We start from the raw sequence: 23826 nt of genomic DNA, 5'->3' as shown, positions 1-23826 counted from the left end.
AATTTTAAGCGTATCTATTCATAAAAATTTTTTCTTTTTTAAGACGCATTTATTCTTATATAAATGCACAAACAAAACTATAAATCCCTAATGCTCTAGGGGTGCATCGACATTTTTTTTAAGTTATAATGGCGAAGACCTTGGAACTTACTTTTTAAAACTTTTGAAGGAGGAATGACATGTCCAGTCTCCACATAGCCATTATAATTCCATTTTTGATGGCCATCGTAATACCGATCATTTACCCATACACAAAAAGACTCCATACTGGCTGGATTGTCCTGCTAGTTCCCACAATTATATTTGTGTACTTCTTGTCTTACTTGCCAATTACATCAAACGGAGAAACACTTCTACATTCGATGCCGTGGGTCCCATCCCTAGGTATTAATTTTGATGTTTATTTGGATGGACTTAGCCTTATCTTCGCTTTATTAATTTCTGGAATCGGGTCACTCGTTGTGCTCTATTCCATTTATTATTTAAATAAAGCTACAGAACGGTTACAAAATTTTTATACGTACTTACTCATTTTTATGGGTGCGATGCTTGGGGTAACCTTAACTGACAACTTAATAACGTTATATATCTTTTGGGAGTTAACAAGCTTAGCCTCTGCTCTTTTAATTAGTTACTGGTACCACCGAAAAAAATCAGTATACGGTGCTCAAAAATCAATGCTAATTACTGTTTTTGGCGGTTTCGCTATGTTAGCAGGGTTCTGTATTCTATATGGTATTACAGGCACATTTAGTATACGGGAAATCATTGGACAGGTAGATGCCGTTGTGGCTAGTCAACTCTTTTTGCCTGCTATGATTCTTGTACTTCTAGGAGCTTTTACTAAGTCTGCTCAATTCCCATTCCATATCTGGTTACCTGATGCGATGGAAGCTCCTACTCCAGTTAGTGCTTACCTACACTCTGCAACTATGGTAAAAGCCGGCATCTATTTGGTTGCTCGTCTTACCCCTGTTTTTGGAGGACAGGCCGTTTGGTTTTGGACATTAATTATAGTTGGATTAATCACATTAGCTTATGGATCTGTAACAGCTGTTCGACAAAAAGACTTAAAAGGGATTCTCGCTTATTCAACCATTAGTCAACTTGGTCTTATTATGAGTCTTTTAGGCGTTGGTTCTGCAGCACTTTTCGTGTCAGACGGAGAAGCAGTTACATTTTACGCTGTTGCCATCATGACAGCTTTGTTTCACTTAATTAATCACGCAACTTTTAAAGGAAGCCTATTTATGACAGTAGGCATTATTGATCACGAAACAGGTACAAGAGATATTAAAAAGCTTGGTGGATTAATGACCATTATGCCAATTACTTTTGTTATCTCTGCTGTTGGACTAGCATCCATGGCTGGTTTACCTCCATTTAATGGTTTTATCTCAAAGGAAATGTTTTTTACCGGAATGTTAAGAGCAACAGAAGCAGACTTCTTCTCTGCAAACAGCATTGGATTTATGTTGCCAATCATTGCATGGATTGCAAGTATATTCACATTTCTATATTGCTTAATCATGTTTGTCAAAACGTTTTTAGGTACATTTAAAGAAGAAAATTTTGACCAAAAAGTACATGAAGCACCATTAGGGATGTTAATTAGCCCACTTTTATTGGGGTCCCTTGTTATCGTCTTAGGCTTATTCCCTAATATAGTTGCTGATTCACTAATTGCTCCAGCTGTAACGAGTATTATACCTACATTAACTCTTGACAATGTAGCTGTGGATTTTTATTTATGGCACGGATTTAATACTGAACTTTTAATGTCAATTGGTGTTGTCCTATTTGGTACAGGTCTGTTCCTACTTATGAAGAAATGGTCTAAATTAGAAATTTATAAAAGGGAACGTGATCCACTTCATTGGTTTTATGATAAAGGTTTAGATGGTTTAATTACTGGTTCGCAAGCAATTACAAGAGTGCAGATGACAGGATTATTACGAGATTACTTCTTGTATATGTCTATCTTTATCGTACTTCTTCTAAGTTGGACGTTCTGGTATGCCGATGCTTGGAATCTCAATACAGCTAATTTAGCTGAATTACCAATTTTTATGGTTGTCATTGCCGTTGTTTTCATAATGGCTTGCTTATGCCTACCCTTCATCAAAAAACGACTAACTTTAATTATTTTTGCTGGGATAATTGGCTACATAATGGCATTGTTCTTTGTCATTTTGCGTGCACCAGACCTCGCTTTAACCCAACTTCTTATTGAAACTGTAACGGTGGTTTTATTAATGTTAGCTTTTAGACATCTTCCCGAAATGGCTGATGAAACCGTCAAAGCTTCAAAAAAGACGTTTAATATTATCGTATCTGCCGCTGTGGGTATTACAGTAACAGTTGTTGGAATTAGTGCTTATTCACTAAGCACAGATGCAGGTCTAACATCTATTTCAGACTTCTTCATTGAAAATGTGTATGAACTAGGTGGCGGAACAAACATGGTCAATGTCATTTTAGTTGATTTCCGTGGACTCGATACGATGCTTGAAGTTCTTGTTCTTGGGATTGTGGCACTAGCTGTAATTATGCTCGTTAAACATCGCTTTAAAGGAGGGGAGGACGTATGAAGTACTCAAAATCACATGATGTCTTGCAACAAACGTTAATTGTCGTAACGACATACTTTTTATTAGCATTTGCATTTTATCTGTTTTTTGCTGGACACAATGATCCAGGCGGTGGATTCATCGGTGGGTTAACTGCTGCGTGCTCCTTGATGTTAATTTATGTTGTTTTTGATCGAAAAGCAGCTAATGATGTCATTCAGATTTCTTTTGTACCAGTAGTAGCGATTGGGTTATTAATCACTCTTGGTGTTGGCTTTATCGGAATCATCTTTGGAGATGCTTATCTGGAACAATTCTTTGGTTATTACACGTTTCCTTTCTTTGGGGAACTTGAACTAACAACTGCCTTGCCTTTTGACTTAGGGATCTTTTTAGTCGTAGTCGCAGTTGCAATGGTTATTACACTTACAGTTGCGGAGGATGAAGACTGATGGAAATTTTAATGTTTATTGTCATCGGTGTGCTCTTCGCTGTCGGAACCTATATGCTGTTAAATCGCAGTTTGCTTCGAGTCATTGTTGCAATCATGATGCTCTCGCACGGTGCGCATTTATTGATTTTAACAATGGCAGGCTTAAATGCTGATGCTCCTCCGCTGGAACACATGGCAGACGGGGGTTACACAGATCCATTGCCACAAGCGCTTATTTTAACAGCGATTGTTATCAGCTTTGGAATTACAGCTTTTCTAGTTGTACTGGGTTACCGAACATATAAAGTGCATAATACAGATGATTTAGAGAAGTTAAGGGGGTCTGCAGATGAATAATCTACTCATGCTCCCGGTAATTCTACCTTTTGCGGTAGGAGCGCTTTTAATATTGCTTGTTAGGTATAGAAAAACGCAAAGAATGATAAGTGCCCTTACTTCCTTTGCAATGCTTGGAATAGCAATTTTTCTAGCCTATGAAGCATACACAACTGGAGTAATAACACTAGAATTCGGAAACTGGACAGCTCCATTTGGGATCGTTTTTGTAGCTGATCTATTTTCAACATTTATGGTTCTTTTATCAGCTATTGTTGGGGTTGTTTGTTTATTTTTTGCATTTAATACGCTACATTCAGAGCGTGAAAAGTTTTACTTTTATCCTTTTTACTTCTTTCTTTTAACTGGAGTGAATGGGGCGTTTTTAACAGGAGATATGTTTAATCTGTTTGTATTTTTTGAAGTTATGTTGCTTTCTTCTTATGCTCTGATCGTAATCGGAGGAACCAAATACCAGCTTCGTGAATCCTTTAAATATGCAGTGATTAACGTATTTGCTTCCATACTCTTTTTAGTAGGACTTGCTTATTTATACGGGATAACAGGCACTTTAAACATGGCACACTTGGCAGTTCGTGTAGGTGAGCTCGAACAAACAGGCGCGTTGCAAATTGTTGCCATGATCTTTTTCTTGGTTTTTGCAATGAAGGGAGCATTATTCCCACTTTATTTTTGGCTTCCGAGGTCTTATTATGGTCCTCCTTCAGCCATAGCGGCTCTCTTTGGAGGTCTATTAACAAAGGTTGGAATTTACGCGATTATTCGTTCCTTTACACTCATTTTCATTCATGATCCGGACTTCACCCATACATTTATATTATGGGTTGCTGGATTCACGATGTTCTTCGGTGTATTAGGTGCCGTTTCCCAATTTGACTTTAAACGAATCCTTTCCTACCACATTATTAGTCAAGTAGGATATATGGTTATGGGGCTAGGTCTTTATACAAGAATAGCTATTGCAGGGGCGATCTTCTATATCGCGCACCATATCATTGTAAAGACAGCACTCTTCTTATTCGCAGGAGCAACAGAAAAAATTACAGGTACAACGGATCTAAAGAAAATGGGTGGCTTACTGAAAACTCATCCTTGGCTCGCTTGGATGTTCTTCATCTCTGCATTGTCCCTAGCAGGTATCCCTCCCCTTTCAGGGTTCTTTAGTAAGTTTCCTCTTATTAGAGAAAGCTTAGTTATTGAAAGTTACGGGATCGCCACTGTAGCTTTAGTTGTGGGTCTTTTAACCCTCTTCTCAATGATTAAGATTTTCGTTTATGCTTTCTGGGGAGAACAAGCCCATTCGAAAGAACAGGCTTCTGTATCAGTTACTAAATTGTTATTCGCTATCGTTCCACTCGTCGCACTAACAATTATCTTAGGTTTTGCAGCTGAACCTGTTTTCAACTACTCACTTGATGTAGCTGATCAACTGCTTAACCCAGAAATCTATATTAATTCGGTTCTAGGGGAGTGATTAGATGGCTTTTCAATTAATGATCAATCTAGCAGTTGCTCTTCTTTGGATGCTTTTTCAAAATAGTTTCAGTGCAGTTGATTTTGTCTTTGGTTATTTAATAGGAATGCTCGTCGTATTAACTTTAATACGTTTTAAAGGTCGCTATTTTTACATGCATCGCGTCTGGTCGTTTTTCAAACTACTACTTGTATTTGCAAAAGAATTAACGATCGCCAATATTGATGTTGTAAAAATCGTTTTAAGCCCAAAAATGAAAATCGCACCTGGAATTGTAGCTGTCCCAACCGAACTTCAAACACGTGCGGAAAAATCGTTATTTGCAGTAATGATGACGTTGACTCCAGGTACTTTATCCATCGAGTTTTCGGAGGACGGAAATTATATTTTTGTTCATGCCTTAAATGCCGAAGATAAAGAAGGCTTAATTAATCAAGTGAAAAGAACGTTTGAAGCAGGAATACTGGAGGTGACCCGTCGTCATGTTTAATACAATCCTATCAATCGCTTTAATCATTCTTGGGATTGCTGCTCTCCTTTGCTTTATACGTGCTCTCCTTGGTCCTACAATGCACGATCGCATTGTTGCCCTTGATACGGTTGGAATTTTGCTCATTGGCTTTGTAGGCATCCTCATGATGTTGCAAGATACAATGGCTTACACTGAGGTTGTCTTAGTTGTTGGTATTCTTGCATTTGTTGGATCTGTCGCTATTGCCAAGTTTTTAGAGAGGGGGAATTTGTTTGACAACGATTGAATGGATTATAAGTATATTAGCGCTTCTTGGTTCTATCTTCGGCTTATTAGCCGCACTTGGTATCATTCGCCTACCTGACGTGTACTCACGCCTTCATGCCACAGGTAAAAATTCTACCTTTGGCATTATGATGATTATGTCAGCAACCTTTCTCTACTTCTTAACACAACACAACCAGTTTATAGGCAAACTGTTATTGACCATTCTTTTTGTTTTTATAACAGTCCCTATTGCCGCTCTTGTTATTTCCCGTTCTGCTTATCGAACAGGTATTAAAATGCACTCGTCCTCAGTCAGAGATGACATGAAACCTTTCTATGAAGAAGAAGCTAAACGAAACAACGAGAAACCGGAAATGAAACAACACCATTAATTCTATTTAGAAAACGCCTACGGAAAAGTTCCGCAGGCGTTTTTAACCTTCTCATCAACCATTTCACCTATTTTTTCACCCATTTTTACTTCGTCAACATTGAGAGTTGGCTGGAAACTTCCTTGTTCAAAAAGAAGAACAACAGTTGACCCGAATGAGAAATATCCAGTTTCTTCTCCTTTTAGCCATTTTTTATCTGTTTTTATTCGTACAATACTATTAATATTCATTGCACCGACTTCTATCATCGTACAAATCCCTGAAAGCATTTCTAACTTCGTGATCTGGCGATAGTTATGTGAGAGTGGTTTTTTTCCATATGTAAGACCAAGATGATTCACAGGATAGGATTTATTACCCGCCGTTTTAACCGATTTACAAATCGCATTGAATGGACTATGTATTCGATGATAATGAGCAGGACTGAGATAAAAAACCATATAATAGCCGTTCTCAAACTTCTTTGCTTCCTCTTTCGATTGCAGCATTTCATGAAGTAAATAGCTTTGTCCTTTTACTAGAAATTTCTGACCTTCAACTAATATTCCATGTTCTGAGCATTGTCCATCTACTGGTGCAACTACAGTTCTATCTCCTGGAGCTATAGGTCGTGATTCCACTTTAAGTTTCCTAGTAAATAAAGTATGTAAGTTATCAAATGAATCCAGCGATCGTGCAGACTCATCCATATTTACCTGATATGTTTTCACAAATAATGGATTAAATGGTCGGCTTATTTTTGACATAGCAAATCGCTTTAACAATGCAGAACTCCATTTATGATTTGTTAATTCAATGCACACTCGAAACATCTTTTTTTTCATCTAATCACCTTTTACCGACTTATTATCAAATCATTTATATTGAATGTATGGTATACTTTGGTATTATAGCACGTAATAAAGCTCGAAAAGAGGTGATGCATACGTGTTTCTTTTAAACCAGATCTACCTAACTAGCAAAAAAATAAAAGGCCAACTTGCTAATATCTTAACCCTCATTAATTTAGGATTTGGTGTTACTGCCATCATGTTTACTTTACAGGGAAGTATTCGCATGGGTCTATTATTTATTGCCGTCGCTGCATTATTCGACCGCTTTGATGGTTTAGTTGCAAGGAAGATGAATATTGAAACTGAACTCGGAAAGCAACTTGACTCATTAAGTGACCTTGTTTCTTTTGGTGTCGCACCCGCTTTACTTGTTTATCAAGCCAGTTTAGTGCCCTTCTCTTTTACAGGCGGCCTAGCCGTTGTGTTATTTATTCTTTGTGGCGCTTTACGTTTAGCACGTTTTAATATCACGGATTCACCAAATGAATTCATTGGTCTTCCAATTACAGCTGCTGGCTGTTTACTTGCTTTTTTCACGCTATTTAACCAAAGCCTTTCATCCACCGTTTTTATTGCTATTACCATTTCTTTATCCGGACTTATGATAAGTAATTTTCGCGTCAGAAAAGTATAACATATTCTTTTTTATTCGTGTACTGATGGTTAATAGAAGTTGTAATAACATGACAAAAGGATTAAATTGCATGTAAATCTACCCGATCTGCTTTAATTTACCCCTTATGTCTTGACACCAATGGGATTCATGAGTAAATTAAGGGCAGGCAGTACTGCTGCCCTGCTTTTGCGGTTTTGGCATACGTGTTATTCTGCAAGCTAGAATAATAAGCTACTTTAAGATAAGAAAAGGAGTTTTTTCAAATGAACAAAACAGATCTAATCAATGCAGTTTCAGAACAAGCGGAGATTTCTAAGAAGGATGCATCTAAAGCTGTAGATGCGGTATTCGAAGGAATTACAGAATCACTTGTTAAAGGTGACAAAGTACAACTTGTAGGATTCGGAAGCTTTGAAGTACGTGAGCGTTCTGCTCGTAAAGGTCGTAACCCACAAACTGGTCAAGAAATTGAAATTCCTGCAACAAAAAATCCTGCGTTTAAGCCGGGTAAACAACTTAAAGACGCAGTAAACGAATAAGAACCAAATCAAACACATATGATAAATTCCACTAGGGGTGCGTACATGCTGAGAAAAGGTAATCCTTTAACTCTTCAACCTGATCTAGTTAAACCTAGCGTAGGGAAGTGGGACAAGCAACCGACTCGGTCGTATCAGTCGTACCTTGCTAAAAAATAGCCGCCTCTTTTGAGACGGCTATTTTTTTATGGAATGGAAAGGATGAATTTTCGTGCCAACAATCTATCGTGCCTTAACTATTGCCGGGACAGACCCAACTGGAGGAGCAGGCATACAAGCTGATTTAAAAACATTCCAAGAACTAGAGGTATATGGGATGAGCGTACTGACATCTTTAGTCGCTCAAAACACAACTGGAGTTAAAGCCATACATCACCTTCCACTTGAATTTATCGAACAACAATTTCAAGCTGTCATTACAGATATCTATCCACATGCAATAAAAACGGGGATGATTGCTCAACCGGATATGATGTATTTATTAAAGGAGCAACTGTCGGCAAATAAAAAAATACCTTATATATGCGATCCTGTTATGATGGCTAAAAATGGAGATCCATTACTAGAAGAAAATGTTCGTGCAACACTCCGAGAAACACTTATTCCTCTGGCAACAATAGTCACCCCGAATATCGCCGAAGCCAAAGATTTAGTTGAAATGGACATTGAAACTAGTGAAGATATGAAGAAAGCCGCAATAAAGATTGTGACGGAGCTTGGTGCACAAAGTGCCGTTGTGAAGGGGGGAAGTTTTAAAGGGGATGCAATTGATTTATTTTATAGCAAAGAAACAGGTGCATTTATATTAGATGCTCCCCGTACAGATACAACTAGCACACATGGCACTGGCTGCACGTTTTCAGCTGCGATCTGTGGAGAAGTCGCAAAAGGGACCTCTCTATTAGAAGCAGTCCACAAAGCAAAAGCCTTTACTTCTGATGCAATTGCATGGTCTCTTAATCTAGGGAAAGGCTATGGTCCAACTAACCATTGGGCTCACCGTCTAAAGGGATTGCCTAGAAACTCGTAATATTAACCAATAAGCGATGTTTTTCTAGCCCTATTTCTAGGTACAGCACATGATAAAATTTGATTAAGAGCGAATGCTCGGTAAGCTTGTTTTAAATGACAAAAACAAAAGACATGAGTATCATTAATGGTATATACAGTGACTTCACGATGAGTTAGCTTTTTATTTTTTGCTTCGTAAATTAATTCCAATCGACCATGCTCATCTGCAGCTTTATTTAAACATTGAATCATATCCACCACTCTCCTTTTTAATATTTTAAAACAAGAACATAAGTTCGTCAACAGAATTTTACTATTCGATATAAAAAAGCCCATCCATATGGATGAGCTTTTTTCACTAAGCTATTCGAATGATTTCTAAGAAAGCACCTTGACCAGCAACTAATACAGCTGCTCCAATCAGTCCAAATAACTGTACCTCGACTACAGCTCCAGCCGCAAGTGTCGTAATCACATTACCAGAAATATTTGTTACGGCTACTCCTGGCGCCACCTGGGAAGCAGCTAATGGAACGCCATTCACTGTTAATTGAAGACCAAGTAGCAATCCTGCCGTTAAGTTAACTCCGTAAGCGATACTGTAAGTTCCAGGTGTAATAATTGAGAAGCCAGTAGCAGTTGGAGTTATCCCAGACACCGCTTGGTTTGCTGGTACCGGCACCGTCGTACCACCTAAAAGCACTGCAATTGTCGTGCCTCCATTGGTACCGAAAGCATAAGTTGAAGTGAGGGATGTCCCCGTTGCTCCCGTTGCTCCTGTCCCAGTGGCTCCGGTGGCTCCGGTGGCTCCCGTTACCCCTGTTGCTCCGGTGGCTCCCGTTATTCCTCCCAACAATAGCGCAAAATCTGGAGATGTTCCTGGTGATCCTGGTGGTCCATCAACAAGCACTTCATAAATACTTCCGTTAAACGATACTAGATCTCCTGCCAATAACGTTGGTGTCGTTGCTGGATCAAATGGCACGACTCCATCAAGTCCTACACCGATTGCTCCGGTTACCCCTGTGGCTCCGGTATCTCCGGTTATCCCGGTGGCTCCTGTTGCTCCTGTCGCCCCTGTATCTCCTGTTATTCCGGTGGCTCCCGTTGCTCCCGTTATTCCTCCCAACAATAGCGCAAAATCTGGAGATGTTCCAGGCGTCCCTGTTGGCGCATCTACAAGTACTTCGTAAATGCTTCCATTAAATGATACTAAGTCACTTGCTAATAACGTTGGTGCTGTTGCTGGATCAAATGGCACGACTCCATCAAGTCCTACACCGATTGCTCCAGTTACCCCGGTGGCTCCGGTATCTCCCGTTGCTCCGGTCGCTCCGGTATCTCCCGTTACTCCTGTTGCTCCGATATCTCCGGTGGCTCCCGTTGCTCCGGTCGCTCCGGTATCTCCCGTTACTCCTGTTGCTCCGATATCTCCGGTGGCTCCCGTTGCTCCGGTATCCCCTGTTACTCCAGTCGCTCCAGCTTCTCCGGTCGCTCCCGTTACTCCGGTGGCTCCCGTTGCTCCGGTATCCCCTGTTACTCCAGTCGCTCCAGCTTCTCCAGTCGCTCCCGTTACTCCTGTTGCTCCGATATCCCCGGTGGCTCCCGTTGCTCCGGTCGCTCCGGTATCTCCTGTTACTCCAGTCGCTCCAGCTTCTCCAGTCGCTCCAGCTTCTCCAGTCGCTCCCGTTACTCCTGTTGCTCCGATATCCCCGGTCGCTCCTGTTGCTCCGGTATCCCCTGTTACTCCGGTGGCTCCAGCATCTCCTGTTACTCCGGTGGCTCCCGTTACTCCAGTCGCTCCAGCTTCTCCGGTTGCTCCGGTCGCTCCCGTTACTCCGATATCTCCGGTGGCTCCTGTCGCTCCGGTATCCCCTGTTACTCCAGTCGCTCCGGTATCTCCTGTTACTCCAGTCGCTCCCGTTACTCCTGTTGCTCCGATATCTCCGGTGGCTCCTGTCGCTCCGGTATCCCCTGTTACTCCAGTCGCTCCGGTATCTCCTGTTACTCCAGTCGCTCCCGTTACTCCTGTTGCTCCGATATCTCCGGTGGCTCCCGTTGCTCCGGTATCCCCTGTTACTCCAGTCGCTCCAGCTTCTCCGGTCGCTCCCGTTACTCCGGTTGCTCCGGTGGCTCCCGTTGCTCCTGTCGCTCCGGTATCCCCTGTTACTCCGGTGGCTCCAGCATCTCCCGTTGCTCCGGTTACTCCATTTACCCCTGTTGCTCCCGTTATTCCAGTTGCTCCGGTTGGACCCGTTATTCCTGCCAACAATAAGGCAAAATCTGGAGATGTTCCAGGCGTTCCTGTTGGCGCATCTACAAGGACTTCGTAAATACTCCCATTAAATGATACTAGGTCACCCGCTAATAACGTAGGTGCCGTTGTTGGATCAAATGGCACAACTCCATCAAACCCTTGTCCTGTTGCTCCGGTCGGTCCTGTTGGTCCTGTAGGACCGGTAATTGAAGTAATTCCTGTAGTGCCACCTGGTGGTCCAGTTGGACCCGTTGGGCCGGTTGGGCCTTGACGAAAAGAAGATCCTCCATTATTTGGAGTACGTAAAAAGTGTTGAATATCATCATCACAATTAAAAAAATTCACATCAAGACTCCTTTCAAGTAATTTTTGCAATAGCTATATAATCATATGTGCATAATAGTAAATGTGATTGTGCGACCTGCTTACACTTTAAGAAAATATACTTTTTATGGATAAATCAATTGACTAAGTACATCCTTCTCTACATATAAAGAAAAATACTGTGACTTACTTGTGTTTTACGTGACTCTTGGGATTTTGGCAATTTTTATTATTATTGGTTTTGTGTTTCCCGGTCAACTTGAATCAGTGACGACAGTTGAATCTACAGGAACTGCTACTATCTCAGCACTTGCTGAAGAAGAAGCCTTATTTGATGTATTGCAGACGATGCCATTTAGTACCATTTCTTCATACGTGACAATTTTTCTAATTGCCGTCTTCTTCATTACCTCTGGTGATTCCGCTACTCATGTACTTGGTAGTCAATCAACAAACGGCTCATTAAATCCCCCAAATAGAATTAAAATTATCTGGGGTGTGTTAATGTCCTCCACTGCAGCTGCTCTATTATATAGTGGTGGTTTGCAAGGGTTGCAAAATACGATGATTGTTGTTGCTTTCCCATTCTCTATTGTTATGGTACTGATGGTTATATCGCTTTTCAAAGTTTTACTTCAGGAAGGAATGAATGAAAGAAGAAGTAAAACGCCGACGGCTACTGCGTGAAAATGCAGAGCTACGTCAATTTAAAAATCAACATGAAAAAGAAGAAACAAACGTTTAAAACAAGAAGAAAAGAAAAACGAAAAGAACATAAACCTAAAAAAGTTCAAAAGCCACAAGATAATCCTAAGCAATAAAGAAAACACCTTTTGTATTTAGAGGTAACAGCAGCCAGAGTCCGAATAGACTCTGGCTGTGTTTTTACGTCTCTTTTTTTAATTTTACATAATGAGCTAATTCTATCACCATGGCACCCATCCGCTCTTTTTCAGGAGTTATTATTCGATGTACCCCTTCTTCCAATAAGCTTTCAGCAGTAACCTTACCAACAGCAACGGCGATTGTCCCTTTAGAAAATTGAGTGACTAGATTATTTTTTTCACCAATAATACTTGCATGAGTAAATAAAGACTTCACTTGAAGAGCAGTTGTGAAACAAACTGCTGAAAACCGATCATCGAGTAGTTCAGTAATAAAACGTTCAATAGGTTCTGCTTTTGGTGGATAGTGCACATATGGTAGCCAATGAATCACATTCGCTCCATTTTGTTCAAAAAATGAGTCTAAAGAAGGCGACGGCGCCCCATATTGCTGTACAACAACACATTTCCCATTAAATTCTATGCCTTCAAGTTGAGGCACTAATCCAGCAATCGTACCGTCATCAGAAATAATATCGCATTCAATACCTACTTTTCTTAAAGCAGCTAAGGCTTTGTAACCCCGTACAATTATTGAACTGGATTTCAGTTGTAGGAAAAATTCTTTATATAATCCAATTTGTTCTGCACTTTCCAAAAGTGCATCAACACCAACTCCTGTAGTAAATACAAAAAAATCCACTTGTCTTTCTAGTCCTTGTTTGATTTGTTCAGCAATTGTACCAGGGTCCGCAGCTACCGTCCCTTGCATTGAATGTACTTCTGAAGTTGCCCCTTGCTTATGTAATAGTGCCTGCATGTCATCTGTCTTCCTTGATGCTGTCAAAGCAACATGAAAGCCCGTTAAATGTCCCATACACATTCCCCTTTCACTTTCTTACACTTAGTTTAGCAAAAGTAAAAGCACTTGTCAGAACAGCTGAAGCTGCCTCACTACATAATTAGAAGCGCTATATCTGACAATCAAGATCAATCTGGTTATATTGTAAATATATAAGTTTTCAAATTTGCTCTATTTGTGAACTGACCCTGTCAAGTAAATAATCAACGTTTACGATTGGCTTGATTCCTATTGAGTCATGCCATTTTTAATGTAATACGCTTTTCGTTATAGGAGTACATATACGTATCAACGTCACGGCTTAACTCATCAAACATGTATGTAGCGCTTAAAGACATGAGCGACCCTTGGCCGTTAAGATAGGCTTAGGCCAGTTGTTAAGGCTTTCGAGTAGCGTTTATTTTGTTTCTTGACCTCTAAGCTGTCCAAAGCCATATTGGCAATTGCGTTCATAATGGCGACGCATGTGGTTCGATCAATATGTAATTAATTGATAGGTTTGAATCAACCAGCCACAAGAATACCTCTGATCAAGTTTTTTTATTAAAAGTACTCGTTCTAGTTTTAATTTTCTCGTCAAAAAAGCTCCCTCCACGTTTTCACTTTTTAAGTGTCTACTTTGTAGGGAACTTATTATCATTTGATCGGCTCTTTTTTCTTTCTTCTTTTAACTTCTTCTTATATAAATAAACAAGATAATCGTAGCACTTATTAATGTTTTCTTCAGTAAATGGACCTTTAATTATAGTGACTTTTATATATTCACCTCGACAAAAATGTTCGATTACCTTGATTATATTTCAAATGAGCATGTTGATCATGAATCTGAGGGAACTTTTTCCTTTCAAGTACCCCATGAAATACGAAACTGACTTTTTCGGAGGTATTCTCACTAACATGTGATATCATCTGGCATTGCATGTGCCTCATTGATTTCCACAACGTTCATCTCTCATAACCTACGCAAAATCGCTCCTATATCTTTTCTCAATTTCCCATAGATAAGCTTACGTCTGTACTTTGGTATGAATACGATATGATTCTTACAACTCTACCTTGTGTGTGATAAACTGTTGTCACTCAACATGAATTGATCTCCTTTCGATATAGAAGTTGCTATTATATCGGTAGGAGATTTTTTCTGTCACTTTACCACCCTATAAACACGTGCAGAGCACGTGGTTTTATAACCTTTAATAAAATAAGCCGCTCATAATGAGCGGTTGTGGTAACACTTATAGGAGCTATGGGTAAACATAGCTTATACTCGTTTTTCCTTTTTATGTACGTATTTTTAATGAAAATTAATTAAAACCACTCTACTTAAAGAGTGGTTTTATTAAGTGATGCATTGCCCTTAGAAACGAAGATCAATAAGGAATAACATTATAGTGCTCGAGACTCAAGAGATTATACATGAAATATGTTCAAACATTAATTGATTTAGATATACATAATTCTCTTAACATAGGACAAGCTTATAGAAGTGCGAAATGAAAGGTGGCACAAAAAATGAAATTACTTAGGAGGATTGCTATGGGAATTATGGGTGGTAACCCGCAAGACGAGCCAATGCATTATGGAGAGGTTTTTAGTACTTGGAATTATTTAATGGTTTGTAACAAAAATATTGCTGATACACAAATGTTTCTAAATCATGTTGGTGATAATGATCTTAAGAAACTATTGCTTGAATCCATTGATGCTGCAAAATCAGAGGCTAAACAAATTTCAGAGTTGCTTAAAACGAATGGTGTGGCTATACCACCAGCTGCACCAGAACCACCATCAGTGGATTTAAATGATATTCCAGTCGGAGCTCGTTTCCCCGATCCTGATGTAGCAGCCACTGCTGCTGGTGCAACAGCGACTGGACTTGTTACATGTAGTCAAATCATGGCACAGTCCATTCGCGAAGACATTGCCATGATGTTTGGTCAATTTCATATGGCAAAAGCTACACTTGGCGCAAAATTTCTAAAACTATCGAAAGAAAAAGGATGGTTAATACCTCCCCCGTTACATCACTCCGAAACAGAAAAATAGGTTGAAAGGAGAGAAAAATTCATGAAAAAGAAACTAACTGTTGTGTTGTGCATTCTTTCTTTGACTCTAATGACCACTTTAGGGACAGAAGCACACGGTAAAAACAACAATGATAACAACTACAATAACAACGAACCCTATGCTCAAAATTTTAATACAGCTAATACTGACGATGATGAAAATGATTGGGGTTGGATTGGTTTACTTGGATTAGCAGGCCTTATAGGTCTTCGTGGCAGAAAAAGAGACGATCGTTAAAAAATTATTATATGTCGCTCCTAACGGGGCGACTTTTTAGGTTTATTATCACTAACAACGATACACGTTTACACCTTAGTTCTGGCTTAGTTGAAGCAAAGCACTATAAAAGCCACCCCAGGGATATGGGCGGCTGGAGTCGTGATGCGTGCTATCCTGGAGGGGAACACACATTAATTATAGTGAACAATTTATTTTTAATTTATACATCTAAATAGTAAGTTTCCCCACTTTTGCGGGGATTTATCGAATGAGGTGAACTGGTCTCCTTTAGAAAAGAGCCCAACACAAATAAGTGCATTAATAATATATACAGAAAGAACGATTGTATACCTGATTTATGCGGTGCGACTCTAATACATCTTATTCACTAAATAAATACTATTCTTCACTAACGTAAAAAAACCGCCCGGCAAGACGGTTAGGGAAAAACATGTAGGTGTTTTATATTAATATTTATATGTGATCTCATATTTATTAGAACAAATTTAAATATTTTTTTAACATAATAATAGAAAACCTTTACCGTTGCTTTTAACATTAATGAATTTCTGAAATTAGTTTTATCCGACACATGAAATTTCTCTATATAATACGAAGAAGATAAATAACCCCTCTAAAAGAGTGGTCGCTAGAGATTAATGAAACTGAAACGGATGAATATCCGCTCAATATAATTTTTGACAACATAAAACATTATTATACTTGATTCTAGCGAGAAGCTTTACTTCAGACTTGGTATTCCAGCAAAAACTTAATGAAAGAGCTGGAGAAGTCCATCTTAGAAAATTATGTTATTAAGTCAACTTGATCACCAAGCGAAACAATACTCTCTTGTTGATTTAATGTAATTAAATCGACATGACCACCGCGCTTAAATAAATCAACCGTGTCTATGTCGTAACCAAACCCCAAAATTACAGTAGATCGTCAGGTAAGCTTTCCTCGTTATTGATTACTATTAGGTCCTCAAAATGTACCTCTTTGTGGAACTTATCGTTGCAGCAGGTATTCCCGTCCCCTTCAAGATCATTTTGCAAATTGAGTTTCCCTTCCAGTAGTCACTTAGTTTAGGTAAAAGCACTTGTCAGAACAATAGAAAAAGGGATACGCTTAGCACTTGCTAAGCGTATCCCTTTAATTCCGTCCCCGGCTGTGTTTATAAAATTCATGAAACAACTTCATTAACGCTCGCTTCTCAATACGTGACACATAACTTCTCGATATCTTTAATTCCTTTGCTATTTCTCTTTGTGTCCGCTCCTCTTCCATTTGCAAACCAAAACGTCCAACAATGACTTCCTTTTCCCGTTCATCAAGCACATGGATGTATTCGTAAATTTGTTTTTTTTCCATCTCAGTCTGTAAAATGTCCACAATATCCTCTGCATCTTCTTGTAAGATATCAATTAGGCTAATTTCATTGCCTTCTTTATCTGTACCGATGGGGTCATGTAAGGATACATCTTTTTTCACCTTTTTTAGTGCTCTTAAGTGCATTAGAATCTCATTTTCTATACATCTTGCCGCATAAGTAGCTAGTTTAGTCCCTTTTCCTTCCGAATAACTTTCAATCGCTTTTATTAAACCGATGGTACCAATTGAAATTAAGTCTTCTGCATCTTCACGCGTGTTCTCAAATTTTTTGACAATATGAGCGACGAGTCGAAGATTATGTTCAATTAATAAATTACGAGCTTCAGGATCACCTTCAGCCATAAGCTTTAAGTACTTTTTCTCATCTTCTTTACTTAACGGTTGCGGAAAGGCATTATTTTTAACATAGGATACAAAAACAAGTACTTCTTTCATGAAGTAACTAATTGCTGCTAAGAAGCCTGACATAGATTCACCTCCAGGGAATGGTTATATCTATGCAAAGTTAGGCTTGACTGTGTCTGTACGATATTATTTTATTGGAAAAAGGGTTGGATACTCAATTTATCTATATTAAGCAGCATGAATGGACCTTGCCATTTTTTTGGCTCGCCATTTCCCAAAATAAGCTGCCAATATTTGTTGGAACAACGTACCGACAATTACGGGTAATGTTGCAATAGGAGGAAAATAAACAACCGCGATAGCCGCACCAACTCCAATATTGCGCATACCACATAGCAACATCATACTCATCTTTTCTGCTTCATTCACTTGACCGATACGACCTAGTATCAGACCTAAGAAATAACCGGTAATTGCCAAACATAATACTGTGATAACAATAATAACTAAATGCATATCCATCGCTCTAAAATATGGAGCGGCTACCGAGCTATTTAAGCAAATAACAACTAGTAAACCTATTTTTGTTAACGGGGCCCCTATTGTATGAATCGGTTGCACCCAGCGTGGTTTGATTGCATGAATGATTAAAGCTAAAACAGAAGGCGCAACAACCATCCAAAAGATCCCCAGCAACATCCCAGTAGAATCTAATTCAATTACAGTTCCTAGAAAAACAGTTAACGTAGCTGGTATGAGTATCGGAGCCAACAGCGTATTAACTAAAATAACACAAAGGGCGAGCGTCCGATTGCCTCCATAAATTGAAATCCACATTAAAGAAACAATCCCCGTAGGAATTGAAAATGCAAGGAGCAATCCCGTGCGAGTCAATAAATCATTTGGAAACACTAACCAACCAAGCACAAATGCTAAAATTGGCATTAGAATATGTAGTCCCATCAGCACTAATGTAAAAGATAAAGGGAAACGAGCGATTTCAGTCATTTCTTTTGGATGAATCGTAATACTATTAGCAAATGACATACATGCAAAAATCCATGGAACTAAAAAAACAAACACTTCTAATGCTTCAAAGCTTAATACACCTACAAGCACCGCTATTGGAGTAAGGAGGGGCAGCCTTTTTTGTAAAAATTGATTAACCATTACGAAACCAATCAATTCTCAAAAAAACACCACTGCCTTTTTTAGAATTACATCTTACTTTAACCATTATCTATTTGCTTCCATGTTGAAAATTCTTGTTTAATGGTTTGCATTAAAATCGGATTGCTAAGTAAATCATAAGCCGTATGCGCCAACGTTTTTGCTCCTAATAGTAGTCCATCGAATCCTTGTTCGCTTAATGCGGCATCTCTAAATTCAACCGTATGACAAGCATAGTCCTCATCGGTTATTTTAATATAAGGATGAATCGAAGGTACAAGTTGACTTACATTACCCATATCCAGTGATCCCCCGAGTGTTTTGGGGCAAACTTCTTCCGGTTTTATCCCTTGCTCAATTAAATTCTTATTAAAAAGTGATGAAAGTGTTTGATTGGTGTGCATTTGGTCATAAGAAAATTCATAAAAACTCGTTTTGAGCTTTGCGCCTGTTGCTAAAGCAGCTCCTTTTGCACAATTCTTTACCTTTTCAAGGACTAGATTCAAGTTTTTTCTAGTTGCAGCCCTCACGTAAAATTGAGCTCTAGCAAAGTCCGGGACAATGTTAGCAGCTTCACCACCATGAGGAATAATTCCGTGAATACGGACATCTGACGTTACATGCTCTCTTAAAGCATTTATATTTGTGAACGTTTGAATAACTGCATCAAGCGCATTAATACCCTTATGTGGGCTCGCTGCAGCATGAGCTGCTTTCCCATAAAAGTCAAATTGTATTGCATCCATTGCCAATGATTCTCCACTCTCTTCGTAACGTGCATACGGATGAATCATCATTGCAGCATCTAAATGATGAAAGACACCCGCTTCAGCCATAGTCACTTTGCCGCCTCTAGTCTCTTCAGCAGGCGTTCCATATACATAAATACTTCCTCCTAGATCATTTATTACATCAGTTAATCCAATTGCAGCAGCAACTGATGCGGTACCTATGAGATTATGACCACACCCATGACCAATTTGTGGAAGTGCATCGTATTCAGCCATAAAACCAATTTTCGGACCCTCTTTCCCACTATCGAAGACTGCTTCAAACGCCGTTTTCAATCCACAAATTTCCTTAGTCACTTGGAATTCGTGTGTTTCCAATAAATTTGTTAACGTATTACAGGCAAGATATTCTTCATGTCCTAGTTCCGGATTTTTTCCAATGTGTTGGCTTACTTCATAAAATGTTTGCCGATTCGCTTCAATTTTTGAACTTACTTTTTGTTTCATATAACTACTCCTTTCTTTTCTTAATTTCAAATAGTACATGACAATTATTTATTATACTCCAACCTTAATCGGAATTGATCTATTCGTTGTTACTAAAACTAAGTTGACCGTCTCCTAACACTGCTACTACCCCTTTTACTTACAAGTAAAGAGAGTCATCTTGAATGAAAGCCGATCACTCGATTTAAAAGACATAAATGAGTATACTTAAAAGGACAGTCATTTTGAAAGGGGCTTACGAACAATGAAGTTTATTGACAATGGGAATATAACTGACCCTCGTATTAATTTAGCGATCGAAGAGTGGTCACTCAAGAATCTTGATCCAGATGAAACGTACCTTCTCTTCTACATAAACGAACCATCCATTATTATCGGTAAAAATCAAAACACTTTTGAGGAAATTAACCTTGACTATGTAAATGATCAGAATCTTCATGTCGTACGAAGACTTTCTGGTGGTGGAGCTGTTTATCATGATTTAGGAAATTTGAATTTCAGTTTTATAACAAAGGATGATGGAGACTCATTCCACAACTTCAAGAAGTTTACTGAACCCGTTGTTCAGGCGTTACAGAAATTAGGTGTGGACGCTAAATTAAGCGGTCGAAATGACCTTCAAGTTGGTGAACGAAAAATTTCTGGCAATGCTCAATTTACAACAAAAGGACGCATGTTTTCACACGGTACGTTAATGCTTCAGTCAGAAATTGAAAATGTCGTTTCCGCATTAAAAGTAAAAGATGACAAGATCAAATCAAAAGGAATTAAATCGATTAGAAGCCGAGTGGCCAATATTTCTGAGTTCCTAACAGATCCCCTTACGATGGATGAATTCAAACAAATGCTCTTAGGCTATATATTTGGTGGCCAAGCTCAAATTCCAGAACATGAGCTCACGAAAAATGAGTGGGAAGAAATTCAGGCATTATCAAAAAAACGTTACCAAAACTGGGATTGGAACTATGGCAAATCGCCTGCGTTTGATATTCAACGCACAAAGCGCTTCCCTGTGGGTTCAATAGACCTACGCTTAAATGTAAAAAAAGGCGTAATAGAGAATTGTAAAATATATGGTGATTTCTTTGGTGTAGCTGATGTCTCCGAACTGGAGAATCAGTTAATTGGAAATCGTTATAATTACGATGACATTAAAGACACATTAGCAGATATTGACTTAAAAGCATACTTTGGAAACATCGAAAAAGAGGATTTTCTATCGCTCATTTATTAAAAGCTGACTTATGGTCGGCTTTTCTCAAAAAAAAAAGAAAAAAATAGGCGACCATCAGGTCGCCTCAATTGGGGAGAGAGACAAGAAAGAACAATTTGGAAGCAAGGGTTGCATCCTTTCCTTATTTATAAGGTACTTTATTTTATAGGTACTTTCATCCATTTTGTTAAAAGATCTTACACAAAAGTTTATGTAAGGAGGATCTTTGTGTTACATGTAGACGAAATTAAAAATAAGTTAATGCTACAAAAACCAAATACACTGAATAATAAAGATGCAGCTGTACTTCTGCCTCTCGTCCTTATTGATCAAGAGCTTCACGTGCTCTTCCAAGTACGCGCCCTCACCCTTAGCGCGCAGCCGGGAGAAACATGTTTTCCAGGAGGAAGAATTGACAATGGTGACGATAGCCCAGAAGAAGCGGCACTAAGAGAACTCACAGAAGAGTTTGGTATTGATGGTTCATTGGTTTCAATTTTAGCCCCTCTTCCTACAATTGAAACGCCAAGACGTGGATTAATCCATCCATATGCTGCGTATATAAAGTCTCTTGAGAACATACAGCCTAATAAAGAGGAAGTTGACGATTGGTTTACGATTCCCCTTTCTTATTTATTAGATACCCCTCCAGCCATTGGGTTTATGAACATCACTATTGAACCCGGAACAGGTTTTCCGATTGAAGAGATTGCTAATCGAGTCGCTTATGATAAGAGAACTTACCAGACGCCAGAGTATTTTTATAAATACGGAGAACGTATCGTATGGGGTCTTACCAGTCGTATTTTACAAAGTTTTATCGATCAACTAAAAAAGTAATCTAAAAACTCCCCTGCTTATGAAAAAGCGGGGAGTCTACATTTAAACGTTATGATTGTTTTTCAAGTTTTTTCTTAGCATGGCAAGACAATCCGTAGCATGAGAGACTGAACACAAGCGATGCTCCTATCACGCAAGCAAAAAGAACAGTTGTTTCAATTCGATAAGGAGCTGGTAACCACAAGCCAATCGTTAAAAAGATACTTACCGCAAGGAAAACGATGCTATAGGCTTGATAATCTTGTTGTGCAAACTTTAAACTTTTTATCTCTTTTTCCATTCCTATCACCCTCTCACTTTGCTTCTGCTCTTATCGTAACAAAAAATAGCAAGAGTGGCGTTAAAGACTCTTACCAAGAAAGGAACTTTATACCGTTAACTCTTCAATCATGAACATAACTTGCTTTGCAGAGTTTACAGCCGATTTCTCTAAAAATGTATCATATGACATTTTTGCATCTTGACCCGCTACATCTGATAAAGCTCGAATGATAACGAAAGGTGTGGCAAATTGATGGCATACTTGAGCAATCGCACCAGCTTCCATTTCTGCACAATAGGCAGTTGGAAACAGAGACTTCACTTCTTTCACACGTGCCTCTTCACTCATAAAAGAGTCTCCCGTAACGATTAAGCCTTTCTGAGTGTGAAATCCGACTTTTTCTGCTGCTCTTTTAGCAACAGCTATTAATTGTGTTTCAGGTAAAAAGGCGGAAACCATTCCAGGAACCTGACCGTATTCATATCCAAAAACAGTAGCGTCTACATCGTGGTAGCGCACTTCAGTTGAGATTACTAGATCACCAACAGACATCGATGCGTTTAAACCGCCAGCTACACCTGTATTAATGACATAGGTAGGTGCAAAGCGATCATTTAATAATGCAGTTGCTAAAGCCGCATTTGCTTTTCCAATTCCACAACGTGTTAATACAACTTCTGTAACCCCAATCACGCCTTCAGTGAATTCACAGCCAGCTATTGTTGTTACAACTGGTTTAACGATTTTACTTCGTAAATATTCAACTTCTTCCTCCATCGCACCAATAATTCCAATTTTCATCTCTATCTCTTCCTTTCCTGCATCATGCATTCGTATTTAGTATACACATCTCACGCGAAGATTTCATTGAAAAAGAAGAGGAATCTAAAAACAGATGCTGTTTTCAGCATCTGTTCTTTTATGCATTTTTCTTCGTAGTTGATTTTGTTGTTGTTTTTCTTTTACTCGCCACAGCTTTTTTACGCTTAGGTTTTGTCCGTTCAAGTGAGGCCTCTAGAGCTGACATTAAATCGGTCACATTGGATTCCTCTGCTTTATTTACGGGCTTAGCAGCAACAACTTCTTCACCTTGTTGCTTCTGTTCAATTAATGACATTAATTGAGCACGGTACTCATCATTGTATTTTTCTGGGTCAAAAGTCGTTGTTAATTGATCAACTAATAGTAAGGCTGTTTTTAATTCTTTATCGTCAACGGTAATCGCATCGGGCAAATTAGGCACATCTTGTACCGCTCTTACTTCATCCGGAAAGTGAATCGTCTCCATCATTAGTGCGTTTTTATATGTTCTTACAATCGCTAGATGTTCCTTTGAACGAATAATAATTTTAGCGATTCCTATTTTTTTTGAATCTACAAGCGCTTGTTGTAGTAGTGAGTATGCTTTAGCACCACCATCACCTGGTGCCAAAAAATAAGAGCGGTCGAAGTAAATCGGATCTACCTCATTAAGTTGTACAAAATCCAAAATTTGTACGGCTTTGTCTTCATTCTCTTTTTTTAATTGTTCAAGTTCTTCAGCATCTAATACAACAAATTTATTTTTTACATACTCATATGCTTTAACAATATCATCCTGCTTAAGCTCTTCATCACAATGTGGACACTTTTTTTCATAAGAAATGGGTGTGTGACATTTTTTATGCAGTTGTCTTAATTTAATATCTTTATTTTCCGTGGCAGTATGCAATTTAACGGGTATATGGACTAACCCGAATTGAATGCTTCCTTTCCAAACAGTATGCATTTCTTTCACCTCCTCCTTACTATGTGCATCCTGTATCTTTCATATCACAGGAAACACTTGGGCAAAATAAATATGAGG

General features: G+C 38.9%; 26 protein-coding genes, 1 pseudogene and 1 riboswitch. Of the genes and pseudogenes, 15 read left to right on the top strand and 12 right to left on the bottom strand.

Annotation, left to right across the window (positions count from 1 at the left end):
- Window positions 1-179 precede the first annotated feature (179 nt).
- The 7 genes from BK584_RS01310 to mnhG are packed head-to-tail and all read left to right on the top strand — an operon-like array spanning window position 180 to window position 5965.
- The gene (locus tag BK584_RS01310; protein WP_078390916.1) at window positions 180-2591 is read left to right on the top strand and encodes a Na+/H+ antiporter subunit A; all 2412 of its coding nucleotides are present in this window, start codon (window positions 180-182) and stop codon (window positions 2589-2591) included.
- A complete protein-coding gene (locus tag BK584_RS01305) occupies window positions 2588-3022 on the top strand; it encodes an MnhB domain-containing protein (protein WP_078390915.1) in 435 nt (144 codons plus the stop codon). The genes BK584_RS01310 and BK584_RS01305 overlap by 4 nt, the downstream gene beginning before the upstream one ends.
- Window positions 3022-3360, top strand: a complete 339-nt coding sequence (locus tag BK584_RS01300) for a Na(+)/H(+) antiporter subunit C (RefSeq protein ID WP_078390914.1) — start codon at window positions 3022-3024, stop codon at window positions 3358-3360. Before BK584_RS01305 ends, BK584_RS01300 begins: the two co-directional genes overlap by 1 nt.
- On the top strand, window positions 3353-4834 hold the full coding sequence (locus BK584_RS01295) for a Na+/H+ antiporter subunit D (RefSeq protein WP_078390913.1): 1482 nt from the start codon (window positions 3353-3355) through the stop codon (window positions 4832-4834). The genes BK584_RS01300 and BK584_RS01295 overlap by 8 nt, the downstream gene beginning before the upstream one ends.
- A 4-nt stretch (window positions 4835-4838) precedes the next feature.
- The gene (locus BK584_RS01290) at window positions 4839-5324 is read left to right on the top strand and encodes a Na+/H+ antiporter subunit E (RefSeq protein WP_078390912.1); all 486 of its coding nucleotides are present in this window, start codon (window positions 4839-4841) and stop codon (window positions 5322-5324) included.
- Window positions 5317-5592, top strand: a complete 276-nt coding sequence (locus tag BK584_RS01285) for a Na(+)/H(+) antiporter subunit F1 (protein WP_078390911.1) — start codon at window positions 5317-5319, stop codon at window positions 5590-5592. The genes BK584_RS01290 and BK584_RS01285 overlap by 8 nt, the downstream gene beginning before the upstream one ends.
- Complete coding sequence (gene mnhG, locus BK584_RS01280; RefSeq protein ID WP_078390910.1) at window positions 5579-5965, top strand: monovalent cation/H(+) antiporter subunit G; 387 nt, start codon at window positions 5579-5581, stop codon at window positions 5963-5965. The genes BK584_RS01285 and mnhG overlap by 14 nt, the downstream gene beginning before the upstream one ends.
- Before the next feature lie 17 nt (window positions 5966-5982).
- Here mnhG and BK584_RS01275 read toward each other — a convergent pair whose 3' ends face one another.
- Window positions 5983-6789: a phosphatidylserine decarboxylase gene (locus tag BK584_RS01275; RefSeq protein WP_078390909.1), complete on the bottom strand. Its 807-nt coding sequence runs from the start codon at window positions 6787-6789 to the stop codon at window positions 5983-5985.
- 103 nt (window positions 6790-6892) lie between these two features.
- On the opposite strand from BK584_RS01275, the gene pssA reads away from it, so the two are divergent.
- From pssA to thiD, 3 genes are all read left to right on the top strand, one after another.
- On the top strand, window positions 6893-7432 hold the full coding sequence (pssA, locus tag BK584_RS01270; protein WP_078390908.1) for a CDP-diacylglycerol--serine O-phosphatidyltransferase: 540 nt from the start codon (window positions 6893-6895) through the stop codon (window positions 7430-7432).
- Between the two features lie 245 nt (window positions 7433-7677).
- The gene (locus tag BK584_RS01265) at window positions 7678-7953 is read left to right on the top strand and encodes an HU family DNA-binding protein (RefSeq protein ID WP_054711529.1); all 276 of its coding nucleotides are present in this window, start codon (window positions 7678-7680) and stop codon (window positions 7951-7953) included.
- Between the two features lie 23 nt (window positions 7954-7976).
- A riboswitch (TPP riboswitch) is annotated at window positions 7977-8076 on the top strand.
- Between the two features lie 88 nt (window positions 8077-8164).
- The gene (gene thiD, locus BK584_RS01260) at window positions 8165-8983 is read left to right on the top strand and encodes a bifunctional hydroxymethylpyrimidine kinase/phosphomethylpyrimidine kinase (protein WP_078390907.1); all 819 of its coding nucleotides are present in this window, start codon (window positions 8165-8167) and stop codon (window positions 8981-8983) included.
- A gap of 2 nt (window positions 8984-8985) precedes the next feature.
- On the opposite strand, the gene BK584_RS01255 is transcribed toward thiD, so the two are convergent.
- Together BK584_RS01255 and BK584_RS24400 are read right to left on the bottom strand one after the other, a co-directional pair.
- Complete coding sequence (locus tag BK584_RS01255; RefSeq protein WP_078390906.1) at window positions 8986-9216, bottom strand: WYL domain-containing protein; 231 nt, start codon at window positions 9214-9216, stop codon at window positions 8986-8988.
- Window positions 9217-9322: 106 nt separating this feature from the next.
- Window positions 9323-11566, bottom strand: coding sequence for a BclA C-terminal domain-containing protein (locus BK584_RS24400; RefSeq protein ID WP_245808783.1), 2244 nt, complete (start codon window positions 11564-11566; stop codon window positions 9323-9325).
- A gap of 195 nt (window positions 11567-11761) precedes the next feature.
- On the opposite strand from BK584_RS24400, the gene BK584_RS01245 reads away from it, so the two are divergent.
- A complete protein-coding gene (locus BK584_RS01245; RefSeq protein ID WP_139365586.1) occupies window positions 11762-12232 on the top strand; it encodes a BCCT family transporter in 471 nt (156 codons plus the stop codon).
- A gap of 198 nt (window positions 12233-12430) precedes the next feature.
- On the opposite strand, the gene BK584_RS01240 is transcribed toward BK584_RS01245, so the two are convergent.
- Both BK584_RS01240 and tnpA read right to left on the bottom strand, forming a co-directional pair.
- A complete protein-coding gene (locus BK584_RS01240; protein WP_169870978.1) occupies window positions 12431-13246 on the bottom strand; it encodes a uroporphyrinogen-III synthase in 816 nt (271 codons plus the stop codon).
- 599 nt (window positions 13247-13845) lie between these two features.
- A pseudogene (tnpA, locus tag BK584_RS24980) lies at window positions 13846-14267 on the bottom strand (IS200/IS605 family transposase).
- Window positions 14268-14767: 500 nt separating this feature from the next.
- Between tnpA and BK584_RS01230 the strand changes: the two are divergent.
- Both BK584_RS01230 and BK584_RS01225 read left to right on the top strand, forming a co-directional pair.
- Complete coding sequence (locus BK584_RS01230; protein WP_078390903.1) at window positions 14768-15277, top strand: DUF3231 family protein; 510 nt, start codon at window positions 14768-14770, stop codon at window positions 15275-15277.
- Between the two features lie 21 nt (window positions 15278-15298).
- Window positions 15299-15535, top strand: a complete 237-nt coding sequence (locus tag BK584_RS01225) for a WGxxGxxG family protein (RefSeq protein ID WP_078390902.1) — start codon at window positions 15299-15301, stop codon at window positions 15533-15535.
- A 789-nt stretch (window positions 15536-16324) separates the two neighbouring features.
- On the opposite strand, the gene BK584_RS25275 is transcribed toward BK584_RS01225, so the two are convergent.
- From BK584_RS25275 to BK584_RS01210, 4 genes are all read right to left on the bottom strand, one after another.
- Complete coding sequence (locus tag BK584_RS25275; RefSeq protein WP_281255716.1) at window positions 16325-16450, bottom strand: hypothetical protein; 126 nt, start codon at window positions 16448-16450, stop codon at window positions 16325-16327.
- 222 nt (window positions 16451-16672) lie between these two features.
- Window positions 16673-17380: an RNA polymerase sporulation sigma factor SigK gene (gene sigK, locus BK584_RS01220; protein ID WP_054711680.1), complete on the bottom strand. Its 708-nt coding sequence runs from the start codon at window positions 17378-17380 to the stop codon at window positions 16673-16675.
- A gap of 105 nt (window positions 17381-17485) precedes the next feature.
- Window positions 17486-18442, bottom strand: coding sequence for a bile acid:sodium symporter family protein (locus tag BK584_RS01215; protein ID WP_078390901.1), 957 nt, complete (start codon window positions 18440-18442; stop codon window positions 17486-17488).
- A 44-nt stretch (window positions 18443-18486) separates the two neighbouring features.
- Window positions 18487-19665 (bottom strand): M20 family metallopeptidase, encoded by a 1179-nt coding sequence (locus BK584_RS01210; RefSeq protein WP_078390900.1) that lies wholly within the window; start codon window positions 19663-19665, stop codon window positions 18487-18489.
- A gap of 244 nt (window positions 19666-19909) precedes the next feature.
- Here BK584_RS01210 and lplA point away from each other — a divergent pair, with 244 nt between their 5' ends.
- Together lplA and BK584_RS01200 are read left to right on the top strand one after the other, a co-directional pair.
- Complete coding sequence (gene lplA, locus BK584_RS01205; protein WP_078390899.1) at window positions 19910-20899, top strand: lipoate--protein ligase; 990 nt, start codon at window positions 19910-19912, stop codon at window positions 20897-20899.
- 207 nt (window positions 20900-21106) lie between these two features.
- Complete coding sequence (locus BK584_RS01200) at window positions 21107-21718, top strand: NUDIX hydrolase (protein WP_078390898.1); 612 nt, start codon at window positions 21107-21109, stop codon at window positions 21716-21718.
- Window positions 21719-21767: 49 nt separating this feature from the next.
- Here the strand turns inward: BK584_RS01200 and BK584_RS01195 are convergent, their stop codons facing one another.
- The 3 genes from BK584_RS01195 to ku all read right to left on the bottom strand — a co-directional run bounded on the left by BK584_RS01195 (window position 21768) and on the right by ku (window position 23748).
- Window positions 21768-21998, bottom strand: coding sequence for a YrhC family protein (locus BK584_RS01195; RefSeq protein ID WP_078390897.1), 231 nt, complete (start codon window positions 21996-21998; stop codon window positions 21768-21770).
- A gap of 87 nt (window positions 21999-22085) precedes the next feature.
- Window positions 22086-22781 carry a 5'-methylthioadenosine/S-adenosylhomocysteine nucleosidase gene (gene mtnN / locus BK584_RS01190; protein ID WP_078390896.1) on the bottom strand — a complete coding sequence of 232 codons (696 nt, stop codon included), beginning with the start codon at window positions 22779-22781 and terminating at the stop codon, window positions 22086-22088.
- Between the two features lie 118 nt (window positions 22782-22899).
- The gene (gene ku / locus BK584_RS01185; protein WP_078390895.1) at window positions 22900-23748 is read right to left on the bottom strand and encodes a non-homologous end joining protein Ku; all 849 of its coding nucleotides are present in this window, start codon (window positions 23746-23748) and stop codon (window positions 22900-22902) included.
- Window positions 23749-23826 lie beyond the last annotated feature (78 nt).

The sequence above is a fragment of the Shouchella patagoniensis genome, from assembly GCF_002019705.1.
GTDB lineage: Bacteria > Bacillota > Bacilli > Bacillales > Bacillaceae_D > Shouchella > Shouchella patagoniensis.
Note: the sequence above shows the minus strand (reverse complement) of the source record. Positions and strands in the feature narration are given on the sequence as shown.

What these genes read in the sequence shown, in the direction of transcription:
- BK584_RS01310 (WP_078390916.1), top strand. Translation starts at nt 180, where the DNA reads ATGTCCAGTCTCCACATAGCCATTATAATTCCATTTTTGATGGCCATC.
- BK584_RS01305 (WP_078390915.1), top strand. Translation starts at nt 2,588, where the DNA reads ATGAAGTACTCAAAATCACATGATGTCTTGCAACAAACGTTAATTGTC.
- BK584_RS01300 (WP_078390914.1), top strand. Translation starts at nt 3,022, where the DNA reads ATGGAAATTTTAATGTTTATTGTCATCGGTGTGCTCTTCGCTGTCGGA.
- BK584_RS01295 (WP_078390913.1), top strand. Translation starts at nt 3,353, where the DNA reads ATGAATAATCTACTCATGCTCCCGGTAATTCTACCTTTTGCGGTAGGA.
- BK584_RS01290 (WP_078390912.1), top strand. Translation starts at nt 4,839, where the DNA reads ATGGCTTTTCAATTAATGATCAATCTAGCAGTTGCTCTTCTTTGGATG.
- BK584_RS01285 (WP_078390911.1), top strand. Translation starts at nt 5,317, where the DNA reads ATGTTTAATACAATCCTATCAATCGCTTTAATCATTCTTGGGATTGCT.
- BK584_RS01275 (WP_078390909.1), bottom strand. Translation starts at nt 6,789, where the DNA reads ATGAAAAAAAAGATGTTTCGAGTGTGCATTGAATTAACAAATCATAAA.
- BK584_RS01265 (WP_054711529.1), top strand. Translation starts at nt 7,678, where the DNA reads ATGAACAAAACAGATCTAATCAATGCAGTTTCAGAACAAGCGGAGATT.
- BK584_RS01255 (WP_078390906.1), bottom strand. Translation starts at nt 9,216, where the DNA reads ATGATTCAATGTTTAAATAAAGCTGCAGATGAGCATGGTCGATTGGAA.
- BK584_RS01240 (WP_169870978.1), bottom strand. Translation starts at nt 13,246, where the DNA reads ATGGGACATTTAACGGGCTTTCATGTTGCTTTGACAGCATCAAGGAAG.
- BK584_RS01230 (WP_078390903.1), top strand. Translation starts at nt 14,768, where the DNA reads ATGGGAATTATGGGTGGTAACCCGCAAGACGAGCCAATGCATTATGGA.
- BK584_RS01225 (WP_078390902.1), top strand. Translation starts at nt 15,299, where the DNA reads ATGAAAAAGAAACTAACTGTTGTGTTGTGCATTCTTTCTTTGACTCTA.
- sigK (WP_054711680.1), bottom strand. Translation starts at nt 17,380, where the DNA reads ATGTCAGGCTTCTTAGCAGCAATTAGTTACTTCATGAAAGAAGTACTT.
- BK584_RS01210 (WP_078390900.1), bottom strand. Translation starts at nt 19,665, where the DNA reads ATGAAACAAAAAGTAAGTTCAAAAATTGAAGCGAATCGGCAAACATTT.
- lplA (WP_078390899.1), top strand. Translation starts at nt 19,910, where the DNA reads ATGAAGTTTATTGACAATGGGAATATAACTGACCCTCGTATTAATTTA.
- BK584_RS01195 (WP_078390897.1), bottom strand. Translation starts at nt 21,998, where the DNA reads ATGGAAAAAGAGATAAAAAGTTTAAAGTTTGCACAACAAGATTATCAA.
- mtnN (WP_078390896.1), bottom strand. Translation starts at nt 22,781, where the DNA reads ATGAAAATTGGAATTATTGGTGCGATGGAGGAAGAAGTTGAATATTTA.
- ku (WP_078390895.1), bottom strand. Translation starts at nt 23,748, where the DNA reads ATGCATACTGTTTGGAAAGGAAGCATTCAATTCGGGTTAGTCCATATA.